Source organism: Gordonia sp. GONU (assembly GCF_024733855.1).
GTDB lineage: Bacteria > Actinomycetota > Actinomycetes > Mycobacteriales > Mycobacteriaceae > Gordonia > Gordonia amicalis.
In genome coordinates this window covers 122,388-147,914 of the sequence record NZ_JANRHB010000007.1, presented here as the reverse complement: position 1 = coordinate 147,914, position 25,527 = coordinate 122,388, and the positions used below count along the sequence as shown (strand labels likewise).

Annotated in this window: 18 protein-coding genes and 1 pseudogene; 8 read left to right on the top strand and 11 right to left on the bottom strand. The window is 64.1% G+C overall.

Annotation, left to right across the window (positions count from 1 at the left end; genetic code table 11):
• Positions 1 to 47: 47 nt before the first annotated feature.
• The 7 genes and pseudogenes from NWF34_RS09465 to NWF34_RS09435 form a co-directional block, all read right to left on the bottom strand.
• The gene (locus NWF34_RS09465) at positions 48 to 2,816 is read right to left on the bottom strand and encodes an ATP-dependent DNA helicase (RefSeq protein WP_258324804.1); all 2,769 of its coding nucleotides are present in this window, start codon (positions 2,814 to 2,816) and stop codon (positions 48 to 50) included.
• Positions 2,817 to 3,139: 323 nt separating this feature from the next.
• The gene (locus NWF34_RS09460; RefSeq protein WP_258324803.1) at positions 3,140 to 3,814 is read right to left on the bottom strand and encodes a hypothetical protein; all 675 of its coding nucleotides are present in this window, start codon (positions 3,812 to 3,814) and stop codon (positions 3,140 to 3,142) included.
• Positions 3,811 to 4,515 (bottom strand): HAD family hydrolase, encoded by a 705-nt coding sequence (locus NWF34_RS09455; protein WP_258324802.1) that lies wholly within the window; start codon positions 4,513 to 4,515, stop codon positions 3,811 to 3,813. The genes NWF34_RS09460 and NWF34_RS09455 overlap by 4 nt, the downstream gene beginning before the upstream one ends.
• A gap of 416 nt (positions 4,516 to 4,931) precedes the next feature.
• Positions 4,932 to 5,455: pseudogene (locus tag NWF34_RS09450) on the bottom strand (SbcC/MukB-like Walker B domain-containing protein); the annotation flags it as partial.
• Between the two features lie 137 nt (positions 5,456 to 5,592).
• Positions 5,593 to 8,766, bottom strand: coding sequence for a helicase-related protein (locus NWF34_RS09445; protein WP_258324801.1), 3,174 nt, complete (start codon positions 8,764 to 8,766; stop codon positions 5,593 to 5,595).
• Between the two features lie 67 nt (positions 8,767 to 8,833).
• On the bottom strand, positions 8,834 to 10,612 hold the full coding sequence (locus NWF34_RS09440) for a phospholipase D family protein (RefSeq protein WP_258324800.1): 1,779 nt from the start codon (positions 10,610 to 10,612) through the stop codon (positions 8,834 to 8,836).
• Complete coding sequence (locus NWF34_RS09435) at positions 10,599 to 11,741, bottom strand: DUF6361 family protein (protein WP_258324799.1); 1,143 nt, start codon at positions 11,739 to 11,741, stop codon at positions 10,599 to 10,601. Before NWF34_RS09435 ends, NWF34_RS09440 begins: the two co-directional genes overlap by 14 nt.
• Before the next feature lie 503 nt (positions 11,742 to 12,244).
• Between NWF34_RS09435 and NWF34_RS25365 the strand changes: the two genes are divergently transcribed.
• The 3 genes from NWF34_RS25365 to NWF34_RS09420 all read left to right on the top strand — a co-directional run bounded on the left by NWF34_RS25365 (position 12,245) and on the right by NWF34_RS09420 (position 14,290).
• Positions 12,245 to 12,697: a hypothetical protein gene (locus NWF34_RS25365; protein WP_309148631.1), complete on the top strand. Its 453-nt coding sequence runs from the start codon at positions 12,245 to 12,247 to the stop codon at positions 12,695 to 12,697.
• A gap of 95 nt (positions 12,698 to 12,792) precedes the next feature.
• Entirely contained in the window at positions 12,793 to 13,857 is a 1,065-nt protein-coding gene (locus NWF34_RS09425; RefSeq protein ID WP_258324797.1) for a hypothetical protein, read from the top strand.
• Positions 13,850 to 14,290 (top strand): hypothetical protein, encoded by a 441-nt coding sequence (locus tag NWF34_RS09420; protein ID WP_258324796.1) that lies wholly within the window; start codon positions 13,850 to 13,852, stop codon positions 14,288 to 14,290. Before NWF34_RS09425 ends, NWF34_RS09420 begins: the two co-directional genes overlap by 8 nt.
• An 18-nt stretch (positions 14,291 to 14,308) precedes the next feature.
• Here the strand turns inward: NWF34_RS09420 and NWF34_RS09415 are convergent, their stop codons facing one another.
• From NWF34_RS09415 to NWF34_RS09405, 3 genes are read right to left on the bottom strand one after another with little or no spacing between them, the layout of a single operon-like run.
• The gene (locus tag NWF34_RS09415; protein WP_258324795.1) at positions 14,309 to 17,647 is read right to left on the bottom strand and encodes an ATP-binding protein; all 3,339 of its coding nucleotides are present in this window, start codon (positions 17,645 to 17,647) and stop codon (positions 14,309 to 14,311) included.
• On the bottom strand, positions 17,644 to 18,516 hold the full coding sequence (locus NWF34_RS09410; RefSeq protein ID WP_258324794.1) for a DUF4194 domain-containing protein: 873 nt from the start codon (positions 18,514 to 18,516) through the stop codon (positions 17,644 to 17,646). Before NWF34_RS09410 ends, NWF34_RS09415 begins: the two co-directional genes overlap by 4 nt.
• The gene (locus NWF34_RS09405; protein WP_258324793.1) at positions 18,513 to 20,033 is read right to left on the bottom strand and encodes a DUF3375 domain-containing protein; all 1,521 of its coding nucleotides are present in this window, start codon (positions 20,031 to 20,033) and stop codon (positions 18,513 to 18,515) included. The genes NWF34_RS09410 and NWF34_RS09405 overlap by 4 nt, the downstream gene beginning before the upstream one ends.
• 125 nt (positions 20,034 to 20,158) lie before the next feature.
• On the opposite strand from NWF34_RS09405, the gene NWF34_RS09400 reads away from it, so the two are divergent.
• A complete protein-coding gene (locus NWF34_RS09400; RefSeq protein ID WP_258324792.1) occupies positions 20,159 to 21,274 on the top strand; it encodes an alpha/beta hydrolase in 1,116 nt (371 codons plus the stop codon).
• Positions 21,275 to 21,284: 10 nt separating this feature from the next.
• Here the strand turns inward: NWF34_RS09400 and NWF34_RS09395 are convergent, their stop codons facing one another.
• Positions 21,285 to 21,971 carry a ZIP family metal transporter gene (locus NWF34_RS09395; RefSeq protein WP_258324791.1) on the bottom strand — a complete coding sequence of 229 codons (687 nt, stop codon included), beginning with the start codon at positions 21,969 to 21,971 and terminating at the stop codon, positions 21,285 to 21,287.
• A 508-nt stretch (positions 21,972 to 22,479) separates the two neighbouring features.
• On the opposite strand from NWF34_RS09395, the gene NWF34_RS09390 reads away from it, so the two are divergent.
• The 4 genes from NWF34_RS09390 to NWF34_RS09375 are packed head-to-tail and all read left to right on the top strand — an operon-like array spanning position 22,480 to position 25,521.
• On the top strand, positions 22,480 to 23,004 hold the full coding sequence (locus tag NWF34_RS09390; protein WP_258324790.1) for an MSMEG_0572/Sll0783 family nitrogen starvation response protein: 525 nt from the start codon (positions 22,480 to 22,482) through the stop codon (positions 23,002 to 23,004).
• Positions 23,005 to 23,043: 39 nt separating this feature from the next.
• Positions 23,044 to 23,943 (top strand): carbon-nitrogen hydrolase family protein, encoded by a 900-nt coding sequence (locus tag NWF34_RS09385; protein ID WP_258324789.1) that lies wholly within the window; start codon positions 23,044 to 23,046, stop codon positions 23,941 to 23,943.
• The gene (locus tag NWF34_RS09380; RefSeq protein WP_005195020.1) at positions 23,936 to 24,253 is read left to right on the top strand and encodes an MSMEG_0570 family nitrogen starvation response protein; all 318 of its coding nucleotides are present in this window, start codon (positions 23,936 to 23,938) and stop codon (positions 24,251 to 24,253) included. The genes NWF34_RS09385 and NWF34_RS09380 overlap by 8 nt, the downstream gene beginning before the upstream one ends.
• The gene (locus NWF34_RS09375; protein ID WP_258324788.1) at positions 24,250 to 25,521 is read left to right on the top strand and encodes an MSMEG_0569 family flavin-dependent oxidoreductase; all 1,272 of its coding nucleotides are present in this window, start codon (positions 24,250 to 24,252) and stop codon (positions 25,519 to 25,521) included. Before NWF34_RS09380 ends, NWF34_RS09375 begins: the two co-directional genes overlap by 4 nt.
• Positions 25,522 to 25,527 lie beyond the last annotated feature (6 nt).

Below are 25,527 nucleotides of genomic sequence, written 5' to 3'. Positions count from 1 at the left end.
GGCCGGGCCGTAGCAAGACAAGCTCGTTACGTGTCGTCGGAAGTGGATCACGGTGTCGCGGCGGCTGAGCAAACGTTTCGCACGTCGCACTGACGGCACTTGCGACGGTCCGGCTTCGGCTCAAACTCGCGGCGGCGCAGGCTGTCCGCTGTGGCGATGATTAGTTCTTCGGCTTTGCCAATCGAGTTCGCATCAACCTGGACGTCGTATCGTGTCTCGGCACCGAGGTCCTGAATGAACGCAGCACCAACGTCGAGGCCTTCTCGGCGTCCCGCCTCGGTGTAGATCTGCAACTGCAGTGGGTCGACCTGGCCGCCGGTGGACGTCTTGTAGTCCACGATCGCGAGGCGTCCGACCTTGCCGTCCTCGTTGTCGTAGATGACGTCGGCGCGGCCTGAGATCACCGCACCATCCAGGTAGAGCTCGAACGGTCGCTCGGTCGCCCAGGTGCGTAACAGTTCTGACGAGTACTCGCTGACGTACCTCATCACGAGTCGTCGCGCCTTGTCACGCATTTGCTTGTGGCCGGCCTTATTTGCATAGGGAAGGAAGAATTCAGAGTTGAGCAGCTGGTCTACCTGCTGTCGTGTCGGCATGACGCCAGTCGCCTGGGTGCGCTCCGCCAGCACGCGCATCGTGTGGTGCACGGCGTTGCCGTAACCGAGTTCCTGCTGAATCGTCGGCATGAACCCGAGCTCGTTCTTGAGTAAGTAGCTGCGCGGGCACGTCTCGTACAGTGCGAGTTCGCTGTACGTGATCGCGAGGTCGGCCTCCGATGCAGTTCCCTTGCCTGTCGCCGACGTCGGAATTCCGGTCTTGGCGTAGGCGTTTGCAACCTCGTCGTAGTACGGAGAAGCGTTGCGATTCTTGCCGGCGCCTGTCAACGAAAAGCTGGACAGGAGTACCGCGTCGCGAGCGCGCGTAATCGCCACATAGAACAGTCGCCGCTCGTCGTCATCGGTGCCCTCGTACCGTTGCCGGTCGAAGCGACCGAGCAAATCGTGGGGGAAGTCTTGCGAGCGACCGTTACGGCTCGATGGAAATCGAGTCTTCACGAGTGACGGTAAGAACACGACCGGCCATTCGAGACCCTTCGACCCGTGCACAGTGCAGAGGGCGACACCGTCGTCCAGGTGCCCTTCCTCGCCGGCGAAGTCGTCATAGCTTCCCACCGCATAGTTGGTGAGCAGAATCGCGAGGTTCTTGTAGAACCACAGCCCGCCGCTTCGGCCACCGACCTGTTCCCCCGGGTTGTTCGGGTCTTTGCGAGCGCGCCAGCTGACGCCCTCGTAGTCCGCGAGTACTGTCGTGAAGCGTGCGATTGTCCCGAGTCGGTTGCGCGTCGTCTCGTCGGACAGATCCCACGCATTCACACCGAGCAACTCCATCAGGCCATAGAAGTCACGAACGAGGCTCTCGTTGAAGTCGCTGTCACAGGCTTTCTGCTTCCACACCTCGAGGTGGACAGACAGCGCTGACCGCTGACCTTTAGAGAGGCCAAACGTCGTGGTGTAGCTGTCGAGCAGTCGCTCCAGTGTGACGATCTCTGGCTTGGCGTACTGTGCCGGCCGCCAGCCGATGTCCCCGATCCAGGCGTACGTCTCGCCGAACACTCGAGGCTCCGGCTGCGCGAACAGCCCTGATCGTCCGCCTGCCTGTACAGGGATTCCGGCCTTCTCGAGGGCATCCATGATCGCCGGGTACGACGACCGACCCCGCACGAGAATCGCAATATCGCGATATGCGAGTCCGCCCGAATGAAAGTCGCGGATCTGCCGCGCGATCTCGCTCGCAGCGTCAGTCTCGTCTCCTGGGTCGCGAACGAGCGCGACGCTCGGGCCGTCGGCCGTTCGGTGCGGGAGCATTTGCTTGTCAATGCGACCAGAGATCGTCTGCGCGAAAAGGTTGGCGACTTCCACGATGCCTGGCCGCGAACGACGGTTGGTAAGTAGCTTGAACTGAGCCACGTCCGGATACCGGTCGGCGAAGGTGACGATGTTTTGCACAGCTGAACCGCGCCACTGGTAGATCGCTTGGTCATCGTCACCCACGACCACAACGTCGGCGTTGCCGTTTGGCTTCGCGAGCAGTTCGACGAGCCGTTCTTGAGCTGGGTTCACGTCCTGGTACTCGTCGACGATCAGGTGCCGCAGAGGTGCGCTAACGGCTGTATGCACCGAAGGGTCGGCGAGTGCCTCGACAGCCCGCACAATTTGAGTCCCGAACGACATGAACTGGTAGCGATCGAGAGCGGCGTAGTACGCCAGCACGGCTTCCTTGAAGCTGCCGGCCGGGAGTGTGCCGACGTCGATCAGTTCGTTCTCGATGACGTCAATGCCCCGCTGGAACGTGTCGATGTTCTTGAACGTGCCGTCGGTTGGCGCGAGGTCCTTGATACCGATCAGACGGTTCTGTTGATACAGGAAGTTGGTGAGCTGGTTCGCATCGAGCGGCGTGTAGGTCTCGTACCGCGGCACGTAAGTCTGCAGCATGCGGAAGCAATACGCGTGAATCGTGCCGACGAATAGACGTCCGAGTTGATCTGTGGCAGCAGCACCCATCCGCGCCGTCACGCGCTCGCGAATGCGCTCCTTAAGCTCAGCGGACGCCTTCTCCGTGAACGTGAACGCGACGATCGACTCCGGCGGCTCGCCGTCAACTAGGAGCGAAGCCACACGCTGCGACACGACCTCCGTCTTGCCTGAACCGGCCGCCGCGATGATTTGGATGTGGCTGCCACGGTGCGCAACGGCCTTGGCAGCGTCGCCCTCGAGTATCGGGATATCGGCCCTGCTTGCGGCTGGGCCGGTCGTCACTGGGCCGATCCGAGCTCCTGCTTTGACGGGTGCCGGGGGTGGCGTGACCACACGGGTCCGGCTCGGCGAGGACGGCGCGGCGACGAAGGGCCTAGGAACCGGACGCGGTGGCTGCGACGGCGATACCCATTTGAACTTCATGTGAGGTCGTCGCCCTCCTCTTCTCCGAACCCGCGTGTTCGACCAATCGCGTCACGGGACATCCCGCCGGATGGCGTTCGCTTTGAGTGCCCGGAAATCCTGATGTCCTCGTGGACCAGTCGGACACCGATTTGCCGTCCACACCCGGCATACCTACGACTCAGCTGGGCCCACTGAGCACTTTACGTCGTCGTGGCGCCTCGTTCGTCGACGGGATATGCGTCATAAGGGGTAACCCAGCTCCACTCCTTCGCGAATCGGAACAGTAGGATCAAACCAATGAGTGAGACGTCTGTGACGACAATCGTCCAGCTCGACCTCGGGTCGACCAGCCATATCGATGCCGCGTATACGAGAGCTAGCACTGTGCAGGCCCACGTCACATAATGGCGACGCGGCACGTCGTGACCCGGTGGGCTTCCGGGATAGAGGTCGGATGACCGAATTGCGCGACCAACCTTGTCCCAGAAGCAGTACAGGACGAAGCTGATTGCGACGAGCGTGGCCTCGGGCCGAGCAGAAACGTGCTTACCGAGATCCGTACCGATGCCCTCGGCCGATGTGGCGCAGAACCAATATGTGACCACGAGCATCACATCGATCACAAACTGCCAGAGCGGCAGGTTCGCGAAGCGTATGAAGTACCGGGGCCGATTCCAGCTGTTGTGGTAGCCAATCCAGCTCGTAACTGCAAGTACGAACGCAACAGCGAGGTGTGACCATCCCACCACCGGGATGGAGGAATAGTTGACCAGGGGATCTAAAGTACGCGCGACGACAAGAGCGAACAGAACCTCGATGAACGAAAGACCGACTCGCGTTGTGTCGACTGCCGTCCGTCGCTGGTGCTGCGTCACCGGACCAACACCGGCTGCTCCGCCAAGACTGTCGGGAGCTCCCGCAGTGAATCGCACACAACAACGCGGTCACCGATCGGCAGAACCTCGCGCCGCTCGTGTGCCCAAACGTGCGCGTCGATCCATATCGCACCCATCCCAGCACTCAATGCCGGGTTGATGTCTGAAGGCACGCTGTTGCCCACAGACCATGCGGTTGTCGACGCGACACCAGCTTCGTCGAGCATTGCGGAAAAGGACCGTTCATCTTTACGTGTGACAACATGGACTATCTCGAATCGGTCGGCAAGGCCACTATCAGCAATCCTTCTATGCTGCACAATGGGGTCACCTTGCGTCATCAGCGCTAAGCGATAGGACTTCGCTAGCTCGTCGAGAACTTCACACACACCCGACATCAACGGCGCAGTCGCTTCGAATACCGATGCCGACACCGCACGTATTCGATCTCCGACCACCTCGTCAACACGAATCCCGGCCTCCGCCGCGGCTTGTTCGTATGCCTGTACCGATGAGTGTGGAAATCGGAATCGCGACAAGCCGTACGTCGCAAAGTTTGAGATGTCGATCTCCTTCTGGATCTGACTCCAGTAGTCGGGTTCGATCCCCGTTTCAGCAACAATGGCGGCCGCTTCGTCGCGGGCTTGGTCGTAAAGATGCTCGACTCGCCACAACGTGTCGTCACCATCGAACGCAATCATCCGTCGCACATTGCGCACCGTACCGCGGGAGTACGACAGGAGCAGCCTCTTCGCGCGTCTCTACCAGACATACGTGCAATCGATTCACGGGACGGGCCGATACCTTCGTAAGGCAGCGATACAGTCGGAAGTACAGACCGGCAGTCGGACGAACCGCACGTTGTTTCCCTGCCTCGTCACCCAGGGTCCCTAGCACTCGATGTCTGCGGTACCGACGTAGAACTCGCTCCCGGCAGGGATTGGGTACGCCATCATACCCCGGGCTTGCAGGTGTCGGTCGTCGAACGATCACGTCGGGCAACAGTCGCCCGCGGCCGACTTCCTGGTCGGGGCCGGTCGCCAGCGGGTGGCTTCGACACGCTTTCTCGCTAGCGTTCGTCGACGGCTCAACGAGCAAAGGGTTCGCGATGGTGCACCTACACCACCAACTGACTCCCCGACCGCCGCAGCTCCGAGAACGCCTTGATCGTCGTCGAAGTCGCGTGGCAATCGGCCGTAGATCCGGCCCTGCCTCGACCTTCGACACCATCACCACGTTGTCCACGTACGGCTGGATCGTGCTGGTGTTCTGCACCGTGGCGACGATGATCAGCTGGAACCCGAACTTGCGGAACGCCGGCAGCGCCTGCTGGGCGAACTGCGGGTCGGACTTGGAGAACGCCTCGTCGAGCATCAGCTGGGCGAAGATCGGCCGGTTGTCGTTGCCGTGCGGGCTGGCCAGGTTGAAGCGCAGCGCACCGGCGAGACAGAACGCCATCAGCTTTTCCTGCTCGCCGCCGGAGTTGGCGCCGGCGTTGGAGTAGGTGCGGATGGTCTCGCCGCTCTTGGCGTCGTGCTCCTCGCAGTAGAAGTCGAAGCGGTTACGCACATCGAGGGCGTCGCGCGTCCACTGACGGTCCTCCGGGGTGTTACCGGCGAGGCGTTCGCGCAGCAGCAGGATCGATCCTCCTACGCCATTCTGCAGACATCGCCAATCCGTTATTTCGACGCTTGATTAAACCAGCCAGGTCCTTAGCGGAACTTGCACACTCGGTGCTCACATCATTCCTATCGTTGGCTTAGAAAGGGCACTTCTCCTTAATCGTTAACGGGGCCGGCGCCTGGTCGCAGATCGACCCGCCAGGCAGTTGCTTCATCTGCCGTCACTCCGGTAGCGGCGACTACGGAGATCAGGTCTTCCTGTCGTGCCTGACCAAACGCCAGCCGATAGTACGCAACCCGCTTCTTCACCCGTTCGATCCGTGCTTCATCAGTACTTAGCTGATACGGCAACACATCGCGAAAGACTCTGTGCGGTCCCGGATACACCCAGTCCGGTGCCAATCCCGGCACGTCGGGATGTGGCGCATCGGCGCTGGCTAACTCGTATGCTTCGCGCCACGGGTTCAACGACCGAAGCATCTCGGCCCCATGCTTCTGTGCGATATTCCGTCGCACCGCATGTCCACGGAAGCGGTTCACGCGCCCGTCACGCTGCTCGAAGTCGACCGGGTTGCCCGGCACGTTCCAGTGCACGAGGTTGTGGCACCACGGATGAAAATCAATGCCCTCCTGCCCAACGCTCGTCGACACCAGGACGAACGGCCAGAACGGCGAGTTGAAGGCTTCGCGAATGTCGGTCGAGCGCACCGACTGGTCGTCTTGTTTGGAGTCGCCGTAGCGCATGGCGAACCGGCAGCGAAAGTCGATGTCGGCCCCGCCCAGTGGGTCTTTGCCCTTGTAGATTGCGGTGCTGAGCTTGAGCGGCTGGGCGGCGTGGAACGCGAAGCGGGCCAGCTTCTCGTCGGTCATCGAACTGTCACCCTCGACAGCGGCGAGGTGATACAGGTACTCATCGAGCACGGCCTGCAGATTGCCATCTGCGCAGTAGCGCAACACTTTCTGCCAGTAGGGAGTGTCGTCGCGATACAGCTCGTCGAGGATGAGCGACGACTCCCAGCGGTTGAACAGCGTGCGCAGACCGGACGCGAGGACTGCGGCAGCGCACCATCTACCGGCGGCGGTCACTTGGCTTGTATTCACGGACAGCCGACCGAGCGCACGCCACGCGCAGTTTGCCGGTGAGTGCATCGCCAGCTGCGCGGTGCGAAGGGCGAGGTCGGGCGGGATCGTGGTCAAATCTCCGTGGCCTTCGCCGCGACGCACGGCGGCAGCCTGTTTCACATAGTCCTCCAGAGCCGACGTTTGCTCTTGGTGTTCGGGCGCCTCGGGATCGTCGGGGTCGTGGACACGACCTGCCATTGCCGCGGCGGGCATCAGCCCGTCCGCCGTGCCGGCCAGTGCCTCGTCGAGAACACCGTCGGCGATCATAAGAGGCCATCGCCACAGTGCCGAGGCGCTCTCGGTGGCGGTCGATTCACGGGCGCCCGTCGGTAGCCCTGACGCGAGCTGCTCGGCAAGTTGCGCCTCGGCTATTTCACGGTCAGCCGCGTCGCCGTTCTGGCCGGCACTCGCCAGCGGATCGGCCCGGTCGGCGGGGCCGGGTAGCGGGAAGAAGGCGATGAACGACGCCATCGCAGAGAGGTCTGACCCCCTCCGACTGAACTGGAGTCGTTGTGAGACATTCTCGTTGGTCGTGGTGATCTTCCTTGGCGCGGCCGTCTCGCTGCGTGCAATGCGCCGGCTTGCGTCATGGCTGAGAAGCGAAGCAACTGCGGTGGGCGTCGCCGACCATTGAGAGAAGACCAGCTTCTTCGTCATCGTTTGTGCTTGGAAGCTCGCGTAGGGTCCGCCCGGCCTGAGGTACGGCTGCGACGGCGGCATCCACAGCATCTGCTGCCAGTTCAGTCCGGTGGTCTGATCGATTAGAGTCTGCAGTCGTGGATTTTGTTGCGGTAGAGCCTCATACGATTCGATCGACCGAAGGTCGAGGCGCCGCACGCCGCGAAGCATCCGCTGCACTTCGGGATCGTCGGCATCTCGGGCAACGAATCGTCCGAGCTGGTACTCATCCATGAAATGCACCAGCGCCGGTACCGACTTCCACACGTCCATTGGAAGGTGCGTGCCCACGTGCTGAGCAAGTTCGGTCAGCTTGATGAACTGACTGACATCGTCGGCGGTGACCGCCGAGGCGGGCACTCGACGTTCCTTGACCATCGATGACTTCGCTGTCGACGGCCGCTCGGTTCTGCACATAACCGTCAGCAGCTCGGTGCGCAGCCGATCCCGAAGCTCTGACGGGTCCTGACCGCGTGTAACGGCATCACGAAACTCACTGAGTAACTTGATGATTCCGCGGGATCCTTCGTGAGGCGCGGCTTGCCCCTTGGTCAGGAAGTCGAGTGTGCCCAGGAATTGCTCGCGATGTGTACCGTCCGACAGTTTACTGGCTGAGTCTGTTCCGTCGGCGAGGTCGTCGATGTCGAAGGGCTTATACGGGGTCGCGGACAGCAGCAGCACTCGCGCGGACGAATAGTTGAACATCTCCTGTGCCAACTCGCTGACCGTAAGGTCGTCCTGGAGCAGGTCGGTAAATCGTTGGAACTCGTCAAGGATCACCAGATCGGGTTCGAGTGCCTCGACACCAGCACGCGCCAGCGTTCGTCGTAGCGCAATCACCACGTCGGCCGCAGCAGTGAAGCCGCCGGGGACGTCGGTATTCCCAACCGTGCCGTCGAGGAGTTCGGTGAATCGATCGAGGACCGAGGACCCGCTTCCGACGGGCATTCGGACGAGCTCGAGAAACTTGGAAACCACTGTTTGGTCCAGTGGCGGCGCACCAGCAGAGGCGTTGTCGTCCAGAGTTCGCTCAAACCATTGGGTGTGCTCTTTGAATCTCGTCCAATCCATGGTCCCGCGCAGGATGCGGTACGCGGCCGTGGCGCGGGCTCCTCGAAGGTCGAGTTCGTCTCGCAAGATCAGGAACAGCAGCGATCGTTCGTCGCGAGTGCCGGTGCGCCAGCCCCTATCCGGGAACGATGTTCGCGGTGTGAGGGAGACAAGGTTGACGGGCTTGCCGACCGAGGTCACCGGCGTGTTGAGCTGATGGGTTGCTGTGGCGAGCATGCTTAGTCGTGTCGACAAGTTGACCTTGGTGCCAAGGATGTCGAGGCGTTTGACGTTCTGTCGTGCCACGTCGGCGTTGGAGCAGATGTAGACGATGTCGATCCGGTCGACCTCGTCGTTGTCTTGCAGATCGTCGATGGCGGCAGCGATCACGCCGCGAGCAACCATACTCTTGCCGAGGCCGGTCTCATCGGCGACGAGGTATCGGGTGCCCGTCTTTCTGCGGTAAAGCACGTCGACCACCTGCTCGACGCTGGCCCGCTGAAATGGGCGCAGCTCAGCGAGATACGGTGCGGCCGAGAATCGGGATCTAGACACTGGCACCACTTTCCATTTCCGTCGCAGCGACGATTGCCGACCACAGATGCTCGAAGCCTTCGGGAAGTACTTGGTGTGGGTCGCCTTTGGCGATGATCGACGTGACGACTCCCGCGAGCTGGTCCAGAATCTCGCGGCGAGCAACCGATGCCTTCAGCATCTGCTCGAACAGCCCCTGTTCGAGTTGCGTCCACCGGCCGCCCTGCCGGGCTCCCGCGCCGTCGATGTCGGTGCCGTCCCCGGCCGGACTGCCGAAAGCGAGCAGTAAAGAGAGCAGGCGCCGAAATGCTTCGGGACTGCTGATTTCATGAGTGATGATCTCGTCGAGCCGGCGGCCGACGTCTCCGACCAGGTCGGCTTTGACAACCGTGGCGCTACGTCGACCCTGAGCATCCTCTACAGCGAGGACGACGAACGCGGTGACGTCCTTCAGGTGCAGGTCTGAGTACGCAACGCTTACCTGGTCCCCCGTAGACACCGTCGTCTCGGTGGATGGGTCGGTAAGGAGCGCAATCGACGACTTTGCGACGTCCGGGTTGTGGGGCCACGGATCGGTGCTGCTGATGTCGAGACGAGCGTGATCGTCATCGTCGAGTGACAGGTGCGCGGTTAGAGGCACAGCGGCCACCGAGCGAAGGTATGACTCAAGCGCCAGTTGTGGGTCGTCCTCGCGCTCGGCGCCGGGGCTGATCTTCGCGGCTTCCAGAATCGAGCCGAATCCGTCGGTGCCCAAGAGTGCGTCGACACCATAGGTCTTGGTGCGGCCGGTGAGTTCAACCAGGATCTCGACGTTGTCTTCAAAGGCGGCGCGTGTGGCGTTGGCGGAGCCGATGAACACGTGTGCGAGTCTCGCTCGTTCGATGGCGTAAAGCTTGGCGTGCAAGCCGGTGAAGAGCGTTGCGCCGGCGACTGGTTCTTCGTCGTCTGCCGGAATGCCTGCCGTGGGACTCAAGACGTAGGGATGATCGATCCAGTCGCCCCATTCTGCGGTGAGGCCGTCGAGCGATTCTTGCCTCGACACGACCGACAGGGAGTTCTTCGAGGTGGCAGCGAGGCGTTCGATTCCATTGTCTTGCAGGAATGGCGAGACGAGCAGGTGCTTATAGCCGCTGAAGTCAGGTTTCGGTTGCGGGCGGTTCGGGAGTCCGAAGACGTGGAAGGCGAGGTCGGTCACGTCAGGTGGGAAGTCCCACTCGGCATATCGGATGGTCTCGGAGAGTTCCGTCAGTCGGTTCCGGCGTGCTGCCTTCAAGCTGATGGGGGCTGCGGACGCCAAGTAGCGCAATAAATCTGCGAGGGGTCTGTTGGTCGCGTACGGACGGGTGGTGATCCAGCCGTCGAGATTGAGGGCGACATCCCAGGATCGATCTCTGGTGAGGTTACGGCTGAGCACGAGGAGTCGGACGAGTCGTTCGCCGTCGTGGTTGGTATAGACACCGAGCCAGGTCTTGGGGTGGAACAGGCCACGGGTGCGGGTTATGCCATGGATCGAGTTTTCGAGGAGCGAGAACAGACGCGCCCGGTCTCTGGGTACGACGACCTGTCCGGTTTGGTGGAAGATGTCGATGCTAGCGATGCTCGCTCGGATCGCCGCAATGGTTTCGACGCTGTCTGCGGATTCGACCTTGGCGCTGCCGGCGAGCGCCAGGCACGGGAGCAGCGCGCTCTCGAGGTCCAGGGTGAAGGTGGTGGCGACGAGGTGGTCGAACGCGAATCCCGGCGGCGGCACGAGTTGTTTGAGCAGCGTGGTACGGCTGTCAGGCGGGAGCATCGGCAAGTCCGTCCTTGATGTCGGCCAGGAGAGTCTGGACGATCTGCCAACGGAAGTTGAGACGCGCTGATCCCGACGAGCCGCCCCAGTTCTTGATCTGGCGATCGTTGGTCAGGCGTGACAGCTCGCCCTTGTTCTTGCGTTCGCGCTCGGCAATCGTCCGACGGATGTCTGGATCGGTCGACATGGAGTGCGGGTCGCGGTGACGCACCTCACTGATCCACTCGTTGATGAAGATCATCGTGCCGGGTGCGACTGGGTTGCCGTTCCTGCCGAGGAGGACGGTCGTCCAGAAGTCGTCCAGATCCCAGCTAGTCAGTTCGGTTCGGTTACGCTCGATCTCGTCGGCCCAGTCGGTCAGGCGTTCGGTGTAGTGGTCGGCCCAATTCCCGTCGTCTACTCGGCCGGGGTCGAAGCGTTCGGCGATCAGCAGGTTGTAGATGAGTGTTGCGCCGTTGATGGTGAGAGAAAACAGGCGCGCGTGTTCCACGGCGTCTTTCAGCTCGGTTGGCGCTGTGAGTAGAGCGGGGTGCTGCCAGGATTGGTTGGCCTCGTCGGGGTCGGTCTCGAGTCCGTTGGCCAGGAGGTACGCGAGGTATGTGCCGGGCGCGGCGACCATGATGCGTTCACGGAGCCACTCGGCTTCGTCGTGGGTGAGGTCGAGTCCACCGGCGAGTGACTTGGGGAAGTCGGCTGGTGGGCGGACGCCGATATCCCAGCGCAGGGCCTTAGCATCGGTGAGGATCTGATAGCGCTGCAGGGCGGACCAGTAGATGCTCGACGGGAGGTTCTGGACGGCCTTGCCTGCGCGGGAGCCGATCATGCCGCGAACAGGTGACGGCGAGCGCAGAACCTCGATGAGTTTGCGTTCCTCGTCGTTAGCTTTCGAGACGACCATTGTTCCTGTGTTCTTGGCCGCTGCTCGTTCGAAGATCCACGGGATGATCAGGAAGTAGCGCGGCCGAGTGTGGACCGTCGAAGTCCCGGGAAACAGAAGGTCGGCGAGCCCGTCGCGGACCTGGCCGATGCCCAGGTCGTCGAGGGTGCTGGTGTCGCTGAACATCTTGACGATCTCACGCATGCGTCGTTCGTCGTCAGGTGAGGTGTCCAGCCAGGCGAGACTCGACATTGATATACCCCTTCCGTGGGCCTACCCGGTTAGCCGAGTCGGGCCGCTCGACATCGCACCTGCTCGATTCACAGACGCTCATCGTGTCGCCCGCCACTCCGTCGGCGTTACGGAGTCGCGCGCAGCCGAATTGGGTCTGCGTGTCGAACACTAGTTGCTCCCGCCGACGGTCCGGACGGATTCGCGTGGTAACGACCCGAGGGAACTCACCGATACGGGCGTCGACAGCACACTGAGTGTCTACGAGGGGTTATCCATTGTCAGCGCAAGCTCATTCAACCGATCGGCTGATCGACGCGATCGTCGCACTCGATCCCTCGCCCCGAACTCACCGTTGGAGCAGTATCTCGCTCTGCGTGCTTGATGCCGTTTGGAGCATAGGAGCAAACTACGACAGGGTCGTCACTCCTTTGGTGCACCGATTCGCAACGGCATACGCGATACCGCAGGCGCTTGTCCCCATCGAAGCTCCCCTGCCTGCCGATTACTTTCCACTAACGCGTTTGGCCTCGCTGGAGGTCGAAGAACTGCTCGGAGTAACGAACCGTCAGCGGACCTCAACCCGCGGCGGCATCGTGAAAGCCGAAGCCGCCCTACGCTACGCACAGATCCTCGCTTCCCACCAGGTCGCGACTCTCGACGACGGGATAGCCCTGCTTAGCCGTTCGAAAGAGGTCCAGGTCGTCGACGACGCGCTGGCCACCGTGCCAGGTGACGGCCAGTTCGGGATCCGGCGAAGCTACCTCTGGATGCTCATCGGAGACGACGAGAAGATCAAGCCGGACCGGATGGTCCTTCGTTGGTTGTCGCGGAACGGCTTCGACGGCGACCCTTTGCAAGCCGAGAGGCTCATCCTTGGCACGGTAGCTCGCGTTTCAGCCAAGCTTGGTCGGAACGTCACGGCATGGGAGATCGACCATGCGATTTGGTTGGCTGCTCGGGGGTCTCGACGGTAGTCACCCTCCGCATCCTATTCGAAACGTTCACGTACAACCATCTGACTTGTCCGACTTCTGTGTAACACTCATGGCCACATCGAGAAAGGTGTCCTATGGTCCTGCCATTGATCCCCCTCGTCGCTATCGCTGTCGGCGCCGCAGCCGGCAGTGGCGGCGTCGCGCTTGGCGGTAAGGGCGCCTACGACATCAAGAAGGCTAAGAGCGAGCTCGACGCCGCTCGAAGCCTCTACGAATCGCGTCGTGCCGAGAGCGAAGCGTTCGTGAGTGCCGTCAACGACCGAATTGTCAGCTACGGGGCCGAGCAAGAGACAGCACTCCGAGATGTCGTTCTACGCATGCACGACTTCCTCATTCGGAATGAGAAGAAAGTGCGCGACAACGAGAAGTTGCTCGCAGACGGACTCGAGGCCAGCGTGAACTTGGTGGCCGGCAAGAGCTCGCTCGATCTTTCGGCTGCCGAATGGGTGCGTGGGGTGATCAGCTCGGTCGCGACCGGGCTCGGCACCAGCGCGGCTACTACCACCGCGATTTCGTCGTTCGGTGTTGCCAGTACAGGCGCCGCAATCTCCGGCCTTTCGGGGGTGGCAGCCGAGAGCGCTACGTTGGCGTGGCTGGGTGGCGGTGCGCTCGCCGCTGGGGGTGGCGGTGTCGCGCTGGGTGCCCTCGCCCTTAACTTTGTGACATTCGGTCCTGGGCTACTCGCCGCAGGATTCGTCATCAACGGCAAGGGGAAGAAGGCTGGCACTCAGGCTCGCGAGTATCACGCGAAGATAGCAGTCGAAATCGAGAAGCTCGGCGTGGCAGACGCCGCACTTGAAGCAGTCGAGGCACGCGTGAACGAACTGAGCGAGCTACTCGCAGACATGTCGCAGAAGGCGACTGCTGCGCTTGACGAACTCGAGGCCGAGACGTTCGATCCAGAACTCCACGCCCCCGTGTTTCAACAATCTATGATTCTGGTCAAGGCCGTCATGGACATCGCGACAACGCCGGTACTCGACGAAGGTGGCGAACTAACAGACGCTGGCCACGCGCTGACCGTGAAGTACCGGCCTGCGCATCCACGAAAAGCAGAGTCCTCTGCTCCTGCGTCAACCGGTGATACCGCATCGGCGAGCGCTACCGCGATCGAGAGAACCGAGTTGACACATGACTGATAACAAGAAACCGCTCAGCGGAGAAGTCCTACGGCCAAAGAACACTGGGTTACGAGTGCCGGCTGGAATCGACGGTCTGGCCGCACTCAATCAGCTCGTTGACGCTGCTCGTGAGTGCATCACCGTTCACGCGACCGAGAACACGAAGCAGGCTCGCATCGCTGCCTACGAGAGCACCGAGGTTGCTCGGATCAAAGCGGCCGAAGGCGTCCTTCGACAGTACTTCGATGCGACGTTCGCAGAGCGTCGCGCCACTTTCGCCGCGCTCTTCGAGCGTCTCGACAACGCACTCGATTCAGGCGATTCGCAGGTCATCCGCGATGTCGTGAACGGAGTCGTCGACATCGCAAAAAGCTCGCCGCTCGCCGACCTGGCCGACCTCGGACAGATTCGAGCAGCGCTCGATGACCCGGACCAAGTCTGGGATCTGTGATTTAGCGGGATCGTCGACCTATACCGACAACTGACTCCCCGACCGCCGCAACTCCGAGAACGCCTTGATCGTCGTCGACGTAGCCGTGGCAACTGGCCGCAACTCCGGCCCGACCTCGGTCTTCGACACCATCACCACGTTGTCCACGTACGGCTGGATCGTGCTGGTGTTCTGCACGGTCGCAACGATGATCAGCTGGAACCCGAACTTGCGGAACGCCGACAGCGCCTGCTGAGCGAACTGCGGGTCGGACTTCGAGAACGCCTCGTCGAGCATCAGTTGCGCGAAGATCGGCCGGTTGTCGTTGCCGTGCGGGCTGGCCAGGTTGAAGCTCAGTGCACCCGCGAGACAGAACGCCATCAACTTCTCCTGCTCGCCACCGGAGTTGTCGCCGGCGTTGGAGTAGGTGCGGATGGTCTCTCCGCTCTCGGCGTCGTGCTCCTCGCAGTAGAAGTCGAAGCGGTTACGTACATCGAGGGCGTCGCGCGTCCACTGGCGGTCCTCAGGGGTGTTGCCGGCGAGGCGTTCGCGCAGGAGCAGGATGTCGGAGTACTGCTCGAGGATGGCCTGCTCGTCGCCGAAGCTCACCGCCGTTGCGCGGTTGGAGATCTGGCGGGCCTTCTCGGTCAGTTCCTCTACAGCGGCGAGCTTCTTGCGGCCAGGGACCAGCCGCAGGCGCGTGCCGCGGTTGAACGCCACCGCACCCAGGCCGGTATTGACGCGCTCGATCTGTTCGACGATGCGTCGTTCCTCGGCGTCGGCGGCCATGTGAAGGCCCAGGATCGCGCCGGGGGCCTGCTCGGTGATCAGGCGGCGCATCCGTTCGTAGGCGGACGGCAGTTCGCGTTCGTCGATGCGGCGGCAGACGGCGACGTAGTCGTGGATGCGCTCGTCGAAGTCGTCGCTGTCGTTGGGGATGGCGTCCGGGAATTCCTCGTCATAGGTGTCGAGGATCCGGGCCAGCTCATCGCGGGAGCGTCGGGCGTCGGACCGCATGCGGTCGCGCTCGCGGCCGGCAGCCTTGACGATCTCCTGGCGGTACGGCTCGGGGTTGAGCACGTCGAGGGTCGCCGAGAGGTCCTCGCGGAAACCGTCGAGGGTCTTCTCCGCCTGCGCGGGAACGTCTTCGGGCTTGAGCCGGTCGATGAGGTCGAGGAGTTGGGTGCGGCGCTCGTCCTGGCGGGCGATCTTGTCCTTGACCAGCGCGGCCTGCGAGATCGCGTTGCGGACCTGCTCCCAGAGGTCTTCGGCCTTGCGCTGCAGGGCCTCGACGTCGGGGTGCTCCTCCATGAGGAGGTCGTACTGGTCGGTGAGCTGGTCGACGCGATCATCGACGGAGTCGACGTCGATCTCGTTCCACTGCGTGAACTGCTCGCACACACGGCGGTAGGCGTCGCGGCGTCGTTCCTTGGCGGAACGTTCGCGGTCGAGTTCGGCGCAGTCCTCGCGGGCGTCCTCGAAAGCGCGCTCCTCGTAGGCGAGTTCGTCACGCAGCGCGGAGATCTTGGATTCGACGTCGCCGACGAAGATGTACTGCGACCGGCGCAGCTGCTGGCGGTCGTCCTTGACGGCCAGCTTCGCCGAATCCTTGCGCAGACCCTGGTCGGTGACGGCCTTGGCATACTGGGAGAACTCCCCCGGGTTGTCGACGCACATGTGGTTGCCGAGCTTCGCGAGCACGGTCATCGCCTCGGCCGCACAGGGATGGCCGGGGTCGACGGAACGCAGCTTGGACGCCAGGGTGCCCGGCTCGACGTCGGGCATCGGGCGGGTCTCGGCCTGGTGCAGCTGAATCCGGCCACGCATGTCGTGCGAGTTGACGAACCGAAGCGCGGAGCGGAAGTGCTTGTCCGGCACCAGCAGCCGCAGGCCAGCGTTGCGCAGGACCTTCTCGACGGCGAGCCGCCAACGTTCCTCGTCGGGGTCGAGTTCGACGAGTTCGGCGACGTACTTGAGCTCGGACTCGTCGATCTGCAGCGCGTGCGCGATCACGCGGCGCATCTCGTGTTCGGTACGCGGCAGCGCGGATCCGGCCTGTTCGACGCGGCCGAGTTCTTCCTGTGCGGTGTCGCGGCGGCTGCGGGCGGCGACCTCACGGGCGAGCGCCTCGGCGTAGTGGGCGCGACCGGCGTCGAGCTGGCCGTCGATCTTGGTGGCCTCTTCGATGAGCTCCTCGCGCAGCGACCAGAAGCCCTCGGCGTTGGTCGGCGGGCTGAATCCGAGGGCGGAGACCTTGTCCTCGTACGAGTTTCGTCGTGCGGTGACTTCGGTGCTGAGTTTCTGTGCGCCGCCGAGCTGTTCGCGCAGCGGGGCGAGATCGCCGGTGGAGGTGGCGATGCGGGCCAGCAGCAGGCTGTGGTCCTGGCGTAGCTGGTCGTGCTGGGTGGTCAGCGCGGCGAGATCACCGTCGAGGCGGGTGATCTGGTCGTCGAGGTCGGCGACCTCGGGCTGTGCGTTGCGGATCCGCAGATTGTTGACGTAGCTGCGGATGGTGGTGCTGTCGATGGTGTCGAGGACGGAGAAGGTGGCCGACTCGGTCGCGTACCGCTCGTGCACTTCCTCGATGTTGCCGAGGATGGTGCGCTTGCGGCGCGCGACGTCGAGCAGCTCTCGGGCCTCGACGAGCGGGTCGATCTGCTCGAGGGCGTCGGCGATGCCGACGATGGACGTCGGGGCGTCGAGCATGAACTCGCGCACGAACTGTGCGAGACCGCCGACGCTCTTGAGCGACTTGGCCTTTCCGAGGAGCTGCTGCGCGGCGTCGGAGCCGCGGATCCCGATGAGCGAGTACAGCGTCGAGAGGTACTTGCCCTCGCCGGGTCCGCCGCGCCAACCGCGGTCGCGGAACTTGGCCGAGTTGTAGTTGGCCGCGGCCCACTCGTTGCAGGCCTCGACGATGTCGGCGTCGCCGTCGTAGATGAAGTACGAGCTGTGTGCGTCGGTCATCTTGCCGGCGGCCAGCCACTTGAGGACCAGGCCGGTGATGGCGGTGCCCGAGGTGGAGGTGTAGGTGACCGCGATGGCCGCCCACGCCGGGCCGGTGCCGCGGAGGTACATGATCTCGCGGTGCGCGTTGGTGCCGTCGCGTCGCTCGCCCCACGCGCCGCGCACGTACTTGCCGACGGTGCGCTTACCGCTCGACGACCCGGCGGCGGTGGCGTCGCCCGAGGCGTTGAAGTTGCGGCGGTGGTCGGGCAGGAACGCCAGCGAGATGGCATCGAGCAACGACGACTTGCCAGAACCCGACGACCCGGTGATCAGAGAACCGTTGGAGCTGAACGGGATCGAGTGATACCCGTCGAACACGCCCCAGTTGATCAGCTGCAACCGGGACAGGTGGTACTGGTCGACGCTCACCAGTCGTCTCCTTCGTCGTCGCCGTACGCATTCTCGGCGTCGTCGGGCCGGGTGGATTCGTCGGCCGCGATCTCCGGTGGCTCCTCCCCCGTGTCCCCGGCGCCGATGAACTGCTCGAATTGTCGCTGCAGGTCGGTGATCACCGACGCCGTCATCACCGCGGAGATCACCGGGCTGACGGTGAACGTGTCGGCGTCGTCGCGCTGCTTGCGCAGGAACTCGAGTTCTTCCATCTTGTCGATGGCCCGCTCGATGCGTTTGTCGAAGAGTGCGAGGTCGCGGTCGATGGTGTTGGTGACGCCGGCGAAGAGTTCGTGGATCTCCTCGCGGGTGATCAGCGCGTCCTCGTCGCGGGCGGCGCGGATGTACTTGGCGAGGTGCAGCGCCAGGATCGCGTCGTAGGTGTGGACGGTCTCGCGCTTGAGAATGCGTCGGCCCCAACGGGAGTCGTAGCCGGCCTGCTCGACGAAGGCGACCTGCAGTTCGTCGACGAGGCGCAGCCGGAGGTCGAGTTCGGACAGCCGGACCCGCAGGACATCCTGGTACTCCGACACCCACGACCACAGCTGCGGCTGCCGGTCGCCGCTGACGTAGCGGCGGGCCAGCAGGTTCTGCAGGGCCCAGCACGCGCGGTCGGGCAGCTCGCTGACGTCGCCGTCGAAGCGGGGTGCGCTCGGCGCGTGCGAGGTTCCGCGGTTGGCGACGGTGGGGAGATCGTCGAAGCCGGCGAATTCGTCGGGGAGATCGGGGCCCTTCGTGGCTCGCTGCGCTCGCACCTCAGGGAGCGAGGGGTTGGCGTTGGCTTGCACCTCAGGGTCGCCCTTCGTGGCTCGCTGCGCTCGCACCTCAGGGAGCGAAGAATTGGTCATTCGGCGTCGACCTCCGCAGTCGGAATCGGTTCGGTGAAGGTCAGGTCGGGGACTTCGATGGCGTGGTCCTCCCCGAGGAGGGACCGGAAGCGCACGGTGGTCATCGGCACCTTCTCCCCTGCTGCCATCTGCTTTTGGGCCCAGGACCAGAGCACGATGACGTGCGCGAGGTACGCCTCGTCGAGACTTTCGATGACGTCGGTGAGGGCGACCGGCCCGGCGGCGACGGCGTTGTTCACGGTTTCGGTCAGTTCGACGGTGTCGACCTGACCGGTCATCGACGCGAAGGCCGAGAGGTCGGTGTCGGCGCCGCCGGCAGGCAAGGCTGGGGCGGGCGGGACGTGTTCGCGGATCTCGAAGGCGAGGCGGCCGATCGAGTTGAGGGTCGGGGCGGCCAGCGGCAGCTCGTAGCCGAGGCGACGGTCGGCTAGGGAGGACTTGAGTAGGTCGTTGGCGGTGGCGAGGGCGTCGTTGAGCTGTCGCGCCAGACCGCGGCTCTGCTCGAGGGTGCCCGACGCGACGAAGCGTCGGATACGACGAGCACAGCGCTGGCGGGTGCGGCCGACCTCGGCCATCTGCTGGGTGACCAGACCGAAGAAGTTGTCCATCACCGACCGCAGCCCGGCGTCCATGCCGGGGAAGTTCTCGATGATGGTGTCGATGTCGGCCTTGAGGCGGGCGCGACGTTCCGGGTCCTGGATCATCTGGGAAAACGCCTGGTACGACGCCGACTGCGACGACTGCAGCAGGGCCTCGTAGTCGTCGAAGAGCTGGCGCTGACGGTCGCGGTAGGCGAGGTCGGAGTCGCCCGGGTCGTCGAGCAGCGCGGTGGTGATGCGGTCGAGCATCGTGCCGTATTGGCCGATGTCGGAGATGATCTGTTCCATCTGGTAGCCGATCGCGCGGGCGGAGTCCTCGGCGACGCGCAGGTCGACCGGTGGTCGGCGGCCGGCTTCGAGGTCGGCGAGCTCGGCGTCGAGGTCGGACATCTGCGCCTCGAGCTCGAGGCGGATGGTCTCGGGGTCGTTGCTGACCTGCCCGGCGACGCGGCGGAGTTCGGCGGCGATGCCGGTGATCGAGCCGCCGGTGGCGATGGAGTCCTCGCGGCGCTGGCGGCGCATGAAGTCCAGGACCGTGCGGGCCTCGCTGGTCAGGTGGCAGAGGTTGGGGGCGTCGGGGTCGGTGGTGTCGGTGACGCGGTGCAGCCAGCCCTGACGGGCCCACAGCTTGACCAGTTCCAGGCCGGTGGGCTGGTCGTCGGTGAGGTCGAGTTCGGCGAGGTCGCGTTCGAGCCGCATCGTCAGCTCGACCTCCGACATCTTGGTGCCGTAGTCGAGGTGACGCTCCATCAAGGTGACGTAGAGAGCCGAGTTGTTCGCGGCGAACAACTTGACCGCCGCCGACTTCTGCAGCGCACGGTTCGCTTCGAGGGCGTCACCCAGCGTGACCTGCGCCGATTCCGACGGCACGGCAGGTCGCCCGGCCTCGCGCTGAGCCGGGAAGGCAGAAATCTCCATCGCCGCCTCACGGGGTTCTCGGGGACTACGGGACCCGCGACAGTCTGCCACGTCCCCGCGACGGCACCCCAGTCCGGTGGTCGTGTGTTCAGCCGCAGGTGACCCACCTCGCTACCCTGAGCATCATGGTGATGGCTGATCGTCCCGAGGTCGAGACCGCGTCCGGACCGCTGACGGCGCTGGCCGTCGCCGGACTGGCGTCGAGCATGCTCGGCGGGCTCGCGCGCGTGCCCTTCAAGAGGCCGTGGTCGGGGCCGTCGGGGCTGTTGGACAACATCGGCCAGTCTGTCACCCGCCAGTCCATCCGTACGTTCATGGGTTACTCGATGGGTCTGCCGATCGAGGAATTCCGGTCGATGGAGAAGATCCTCGACGAGATCTGCCGCGTGGTGATGCCGCCGTTCGTCGAATTGACCGACGGGGTGGAACTCACCGACGACACCATCGGCGGCGTCCCCGGCCTGTGGTGTCGCGCGAAGGCGAGTACCGACGCCTACGTCGACGAGGACGAGGAGAAGCAGGAGATCGGCGCGACCATCCTGTACCTGCACGGCGGCGGGTACATCGGGACGTCGCCGATCATGTATTCGGCGTTCGCGTCGTCGCTGGTGCGGATCACCGGGTTCGAGGTCTTCATCGCCGACTATCGGATGGCACCCGAATTCCCCTTTCCCGCCGGGGTTCTCGACGCCGCGGATGTCTACCAGGCACTCCTGGGCCGTGGGGTGAGCCCGGAACACATCATCGTCGCGGGCGACTCCGGCGGTGGTGGGCTCGCCGCGTCGCTCGTGGCGCACCTGCACGAGCAGGGTCTACCCAAGCCCGGTGCGATGGCGTTGTTCTCCCCCGAGATCGATCTCGACCTCGACCACCCGTCGATCACCGAGAACGCCCAGTACGACGTGCTGCCGTGGAACATCCCGGTGACGCCGTACCTACATGGTGTGCAGCCGAACGATGCTCGCGTCTCGATCATCCACGCCGACCCGGAGCCGGACTGGTTCCCGCCGACATTCGTGTGCTGGGGCAAGGACGAGATGTTCCGCGACGGCATCAGGGAATTCGCAGCGCGACTGGAGGACTTCGAGGTGCCCACGCGCGCGCTCGAGGAACCGGGGATGTTCCATGTGTTCCCGATCCTGATGCCCTGGGCCGAGGCGTCGAAGCGGGTGTTCCGGTCGCTCCATGACCTTGCTCAAGGCCACGTCGCCAGCGACCCGGACGCGACGCAGACGCACTGAGGTCGTCGGCTCACCCCAGGACGAACGCGAGTAGGAAGCCGCCCGCGGTGGCCAGGCCGACCCACCAGCCGCCTTCTCTATAGGCCTCGGGCATCAGGCCGTTGGCGAGGACGCCGAGGGTTGCGCCGCCGGCGAAGGCCTGGACGATGCTGATCGCGGTAGGCGAGATGGCGTCTGCCACCGCGTAACCGCCGACGGTCACCGCAATGAGGACCGCGGCGGTGGCCACCCACATCACCAGCGCGTAGCGCAGCGACATGTCGTGTTCGCGTCTCATCAACGACGCACCGCTGACCGCCTCGGGGACGTTACCGACGGCGATCGCCACCACCAGCACCAGCGAGCCGCCCGCGGTGAGCGAGACGCCCAGCGCGCTGTTCTCGGGCACGCCGTCGAGAAAGACACCGAGCATGAGGGCCGGGCCGATGGCTCGTGAACCGAGCTTCGTCTCGACGACATGGTCGGCGACCACGTACACCGCGGTGCCGAGGAACAGCGCAGCCCCGGCGAGGCCGATCCCGGCCTGTTTGAACGCCGGCTGGAACAGTTCGGTGGACACCGCGGCGATCATCGTGCCCGCACCGAACGCCATCAGCGTTGCCAGGACGCGCGCCGGGAGATCCCACCGGAGACCGATCGCGGCTCCGATCGCGATGGGTACCGCAGTCACGAGTCCGTAGAGGATCGCAGTGAGCATGGGTCCAGCTTGCGCCTCGTCGTCCGGCGGAAGCGTGCGACACGGCGGACGGGATCGGTGTCGTCCAGGTGGACGACGGCGAACGACGGTTACGGAGCCGTAGAGGTCGGGTTCGTCCGGAATCCGTGAGAAACAGGTCACAGAATTGCGGATCCCGCGCTCGACCTGCGGCGACGCAGAGGATATGCTGACTTACGTCCGATGAACCGGTCAGACCCCCGACCCGACCGGTTCGTCGGACATTTTTGTTGCCGGACCATCCTGCTGTCCTGACGAGCGGTTGAGGGACGGGCGCGCGTCGAGCGACGTGTTACGCAGACCGGCCATCCATTTATTCCAGCGGTAACCACCCGGTAATCGTCGAGGGGTGAACTGGTTCTCGTAGCGATCAGCTACTCGATGAGATCGAAATCTTCCGATCCACCGCTCTTGGGCAATGATGCCCGATCCGCATTCGTCTCACACGCCGAGCCGCCAGGCGCCGTCGTCTCGCCATCCAGGAGTCCTTGTGCCCTCTTTCGCTCAAACCATCTCCGAGAACATCGCCGCGTCGCTGGCGGAGATCCCGCATCCCTCACTTCCCAAGGGGTCCAACATCTACGGCGGCACCAAGATCTTCCCGGACTACCAGGCCGAGGACGGCGAAACGTACTTCACGCTGGTGCACGGCATCGCGCACGAGTCGTCGGTGTCCTTCGTCGCGGTCCTGCAGGCGACCCGCGCCCTGCGCAAAGGCTTCGAATCGGCGATGTACTTCTACGGCCCCGGTGCCATCAATTGCCTTGCCACGCGGGGTTTCCCGACGACCGGCGACTCCGGTTTCCCCGGTGAGCAGAACATCAACAACGCGCTCGAGACCTTCATCTCCGAGGGTGGCACCGTGTTCTGCTGCCGCTTCGGCCTCGCGCTGCACGGCGGCCGCGAGGAAGACCTGATCGAGGGCGTCATCCCGGCGCACCCGCTCGACGTCCAGGACGCCATCATCCACTACGCCCGCAAGGGCGCGATCATCAACTCGACGTACATGGTCTAGGCCACAACACTTTCCGCATCACCGAACCTGGGACATCCTATGACCATCATCGGAACCGTCGCGGCGAACTTCACCCGCGATCTCGAACAGAACTACGCGACAATCGAACACTATGTCGCCGAGGCGCGGGCCCACGGCGTCGACTTCCTGGTCTTCCCGGAGGCGGCGATCGGCGGATACCTGTCGTCACTGGGCAATCACGGCGACACCCGGAAGAACAGTGCACGGTCGCTGCCACCGGCGATCTCCCTCGACGGACCCGAGATCGCGCGGGTGCAGTCCATCGTCGGAGATCTGGTGGTGGCGATCGGGTTCTGCGAACTCGGCGAGGACGGCGAGACCCGCTACAACGCGGCCGCCGTTCTCGACGGCCACCGGATCTACGGCAGTTACCGGAAAGTCCACCAGCCACTCGGCGAGAACATGTCGTACTCGTCGGGCGAGGGATACGGCGTCTTCGACACCCCGATCGGGCGTGTCGGACTCCAAATCTGTTACGACAAGGCATTTCCCGAGGCCGCGCGCATCATGGCGCTCAAGGGTGCCGAAATCATCGCCAGCCTGTCGGCCTGGCCGGCCGCACGCACCGCCACCGCCGAGAACCTCCAGGAGGACCGGTGGACCTACCGGTTCAACCTCTTCGACGCCGCGCGCGCCCTGGAGAACCAGGTGTTCTGGGTGGCGTCGAACCAGAGCGGGACGTTCGGATCGTTGCGTTACGTAGGCAACGCCAAGATCGTCGATCCGGGCGGCAACATCCTCGACACCACGCTGCTCGGCAGCGGACTCGCGGTGGCCGAGGTGGACATCTGCGAGAGCTTCACCGCGATGCGTGCCGGCATGTTCCACCTACGGGACCGCCGCCCGGAGAAGTACGGCCTGCTCACCGAACCGGAGACGGCCGACGACCTCGCCTGGCGGGACCTCGCTCATGCCTGAGATGACCGTCCAGGTGCGCTGGCCCGACGGGCAGTTCCGCCAGTACTACTCCCCCAGCCTCGTGCTGCACGACCACCTTGCACCAGGGTCGTACCGCGTCGACGACTTCCGGGCGCGGGCCACCACCGCGCTCGAGGAGGCGAGCGCACGCGTGCGGGCGAAGTTCGGTTTCGCGTGCACCTCGGCTGCCGCATCCGCCGAAGAGATCGCCGACGATGCTGCGCGGCATCCGGATTCGGCGGAGGTCGAGGTGGTCTCGATGTACCCGCCGCTACCCGCCCACACCACCGACCTTCGGGAGCGCTCATGAACACACATGTTCCGGTCGTCGTCATCGGCGGCGGCCAGGCCGGCCTCTCGGTCAGCTGGTACCTCGGTCAGGCCGGGGTCGAGCACGTCGTCGTCGAAGCGGAGACCGCGGTCCATGCCTGGGCCGACAAGCGTTGGGACAACTTCACTCTGGTGACACCCAACTGGCATTGTCGATTGCCCGGGTACGCCTACGACGGTCCCGATCCGGACGGGTTCATGACCCGCGACGAGGTTGTGGAATGGCTGACCGGATGGTTGCAGACCTTCGACCCGCCACTCATCGAACGCACTCGAGTGACCCGACTGCAGCGTCTGGGCGCTGACCGGTTCGAGGTGACCCTCGACGGGCCGGACGGCATCCGCGCAATGACGTGTGATCAGGCGGTGATCGCGACCGGCGGGTATCCGCTGCCGGTCATCCCTCCGTTCGCGTCGGCGCTCGATCCGGCGATGCATCAGCTGCATTCGGAGCAGTACTTCAATCCTGAGCAGCTGCCCGAGGGCGCGGTGCTCGTCGTCGGGTCGGGGCAGTCGGGCACGCAGATCGCCGAAGATCTGCACCTGGCCGGCCGGCAGGTTCACCTCGCGATCGGCAACGCGCCGAGGGTCGCGCGGTTCTACCGGGGACGCGACTGCATGACGTGGCTCTCGGACATGGGGCTCTACGACACTCCGACGCAGGAGTACCCAGGTGGTCGTGCCGCCCAGGAGAAGACCAACCACTATGTCACCGGCCGCGACGGTGGCCGCGACATCGACCTCCGACGCTTCGCCGTCGAGGGCATGCAGCTCTACGGCCTGCTCACCGACGGCAAGGATTCGACGCTGCGGTTCGCGCCGACACTCACCGACGCACTGGACAAGGCCGACGCCACCTACAACTCCATCTGCGCCGACATCGACCGCCACATCGACTCGCTGGGGATCGAGGCGCCGGAACCCTCACGGTACGAGCCGGTGTGGGCTCCGGAGGTCGACCCCGTGGAGTTGGATCTGACGGCCGCCGGCGTCACGTCGATCATCTGGGCCATCGGGTACCGACCCGACTACCGGTGGATCGAGGCCAGCGCCTTCGACGGCGGGGGCCGCCCGATGCAGACGCGCGGGATCACCGAGGTGCCCGGACTGAGCTTCGTCGGGTTGCCGTGGATGCACACCTGGGGATCGGGACGGTTCCTCGGAATCGACCGGGATGCGAGGTATGTCGCGGAGCACATCGTCGGTGTTCTGGGTGAGAACCGCCCGCGGTTGGCGGCGGCGCAGTAGATGGCT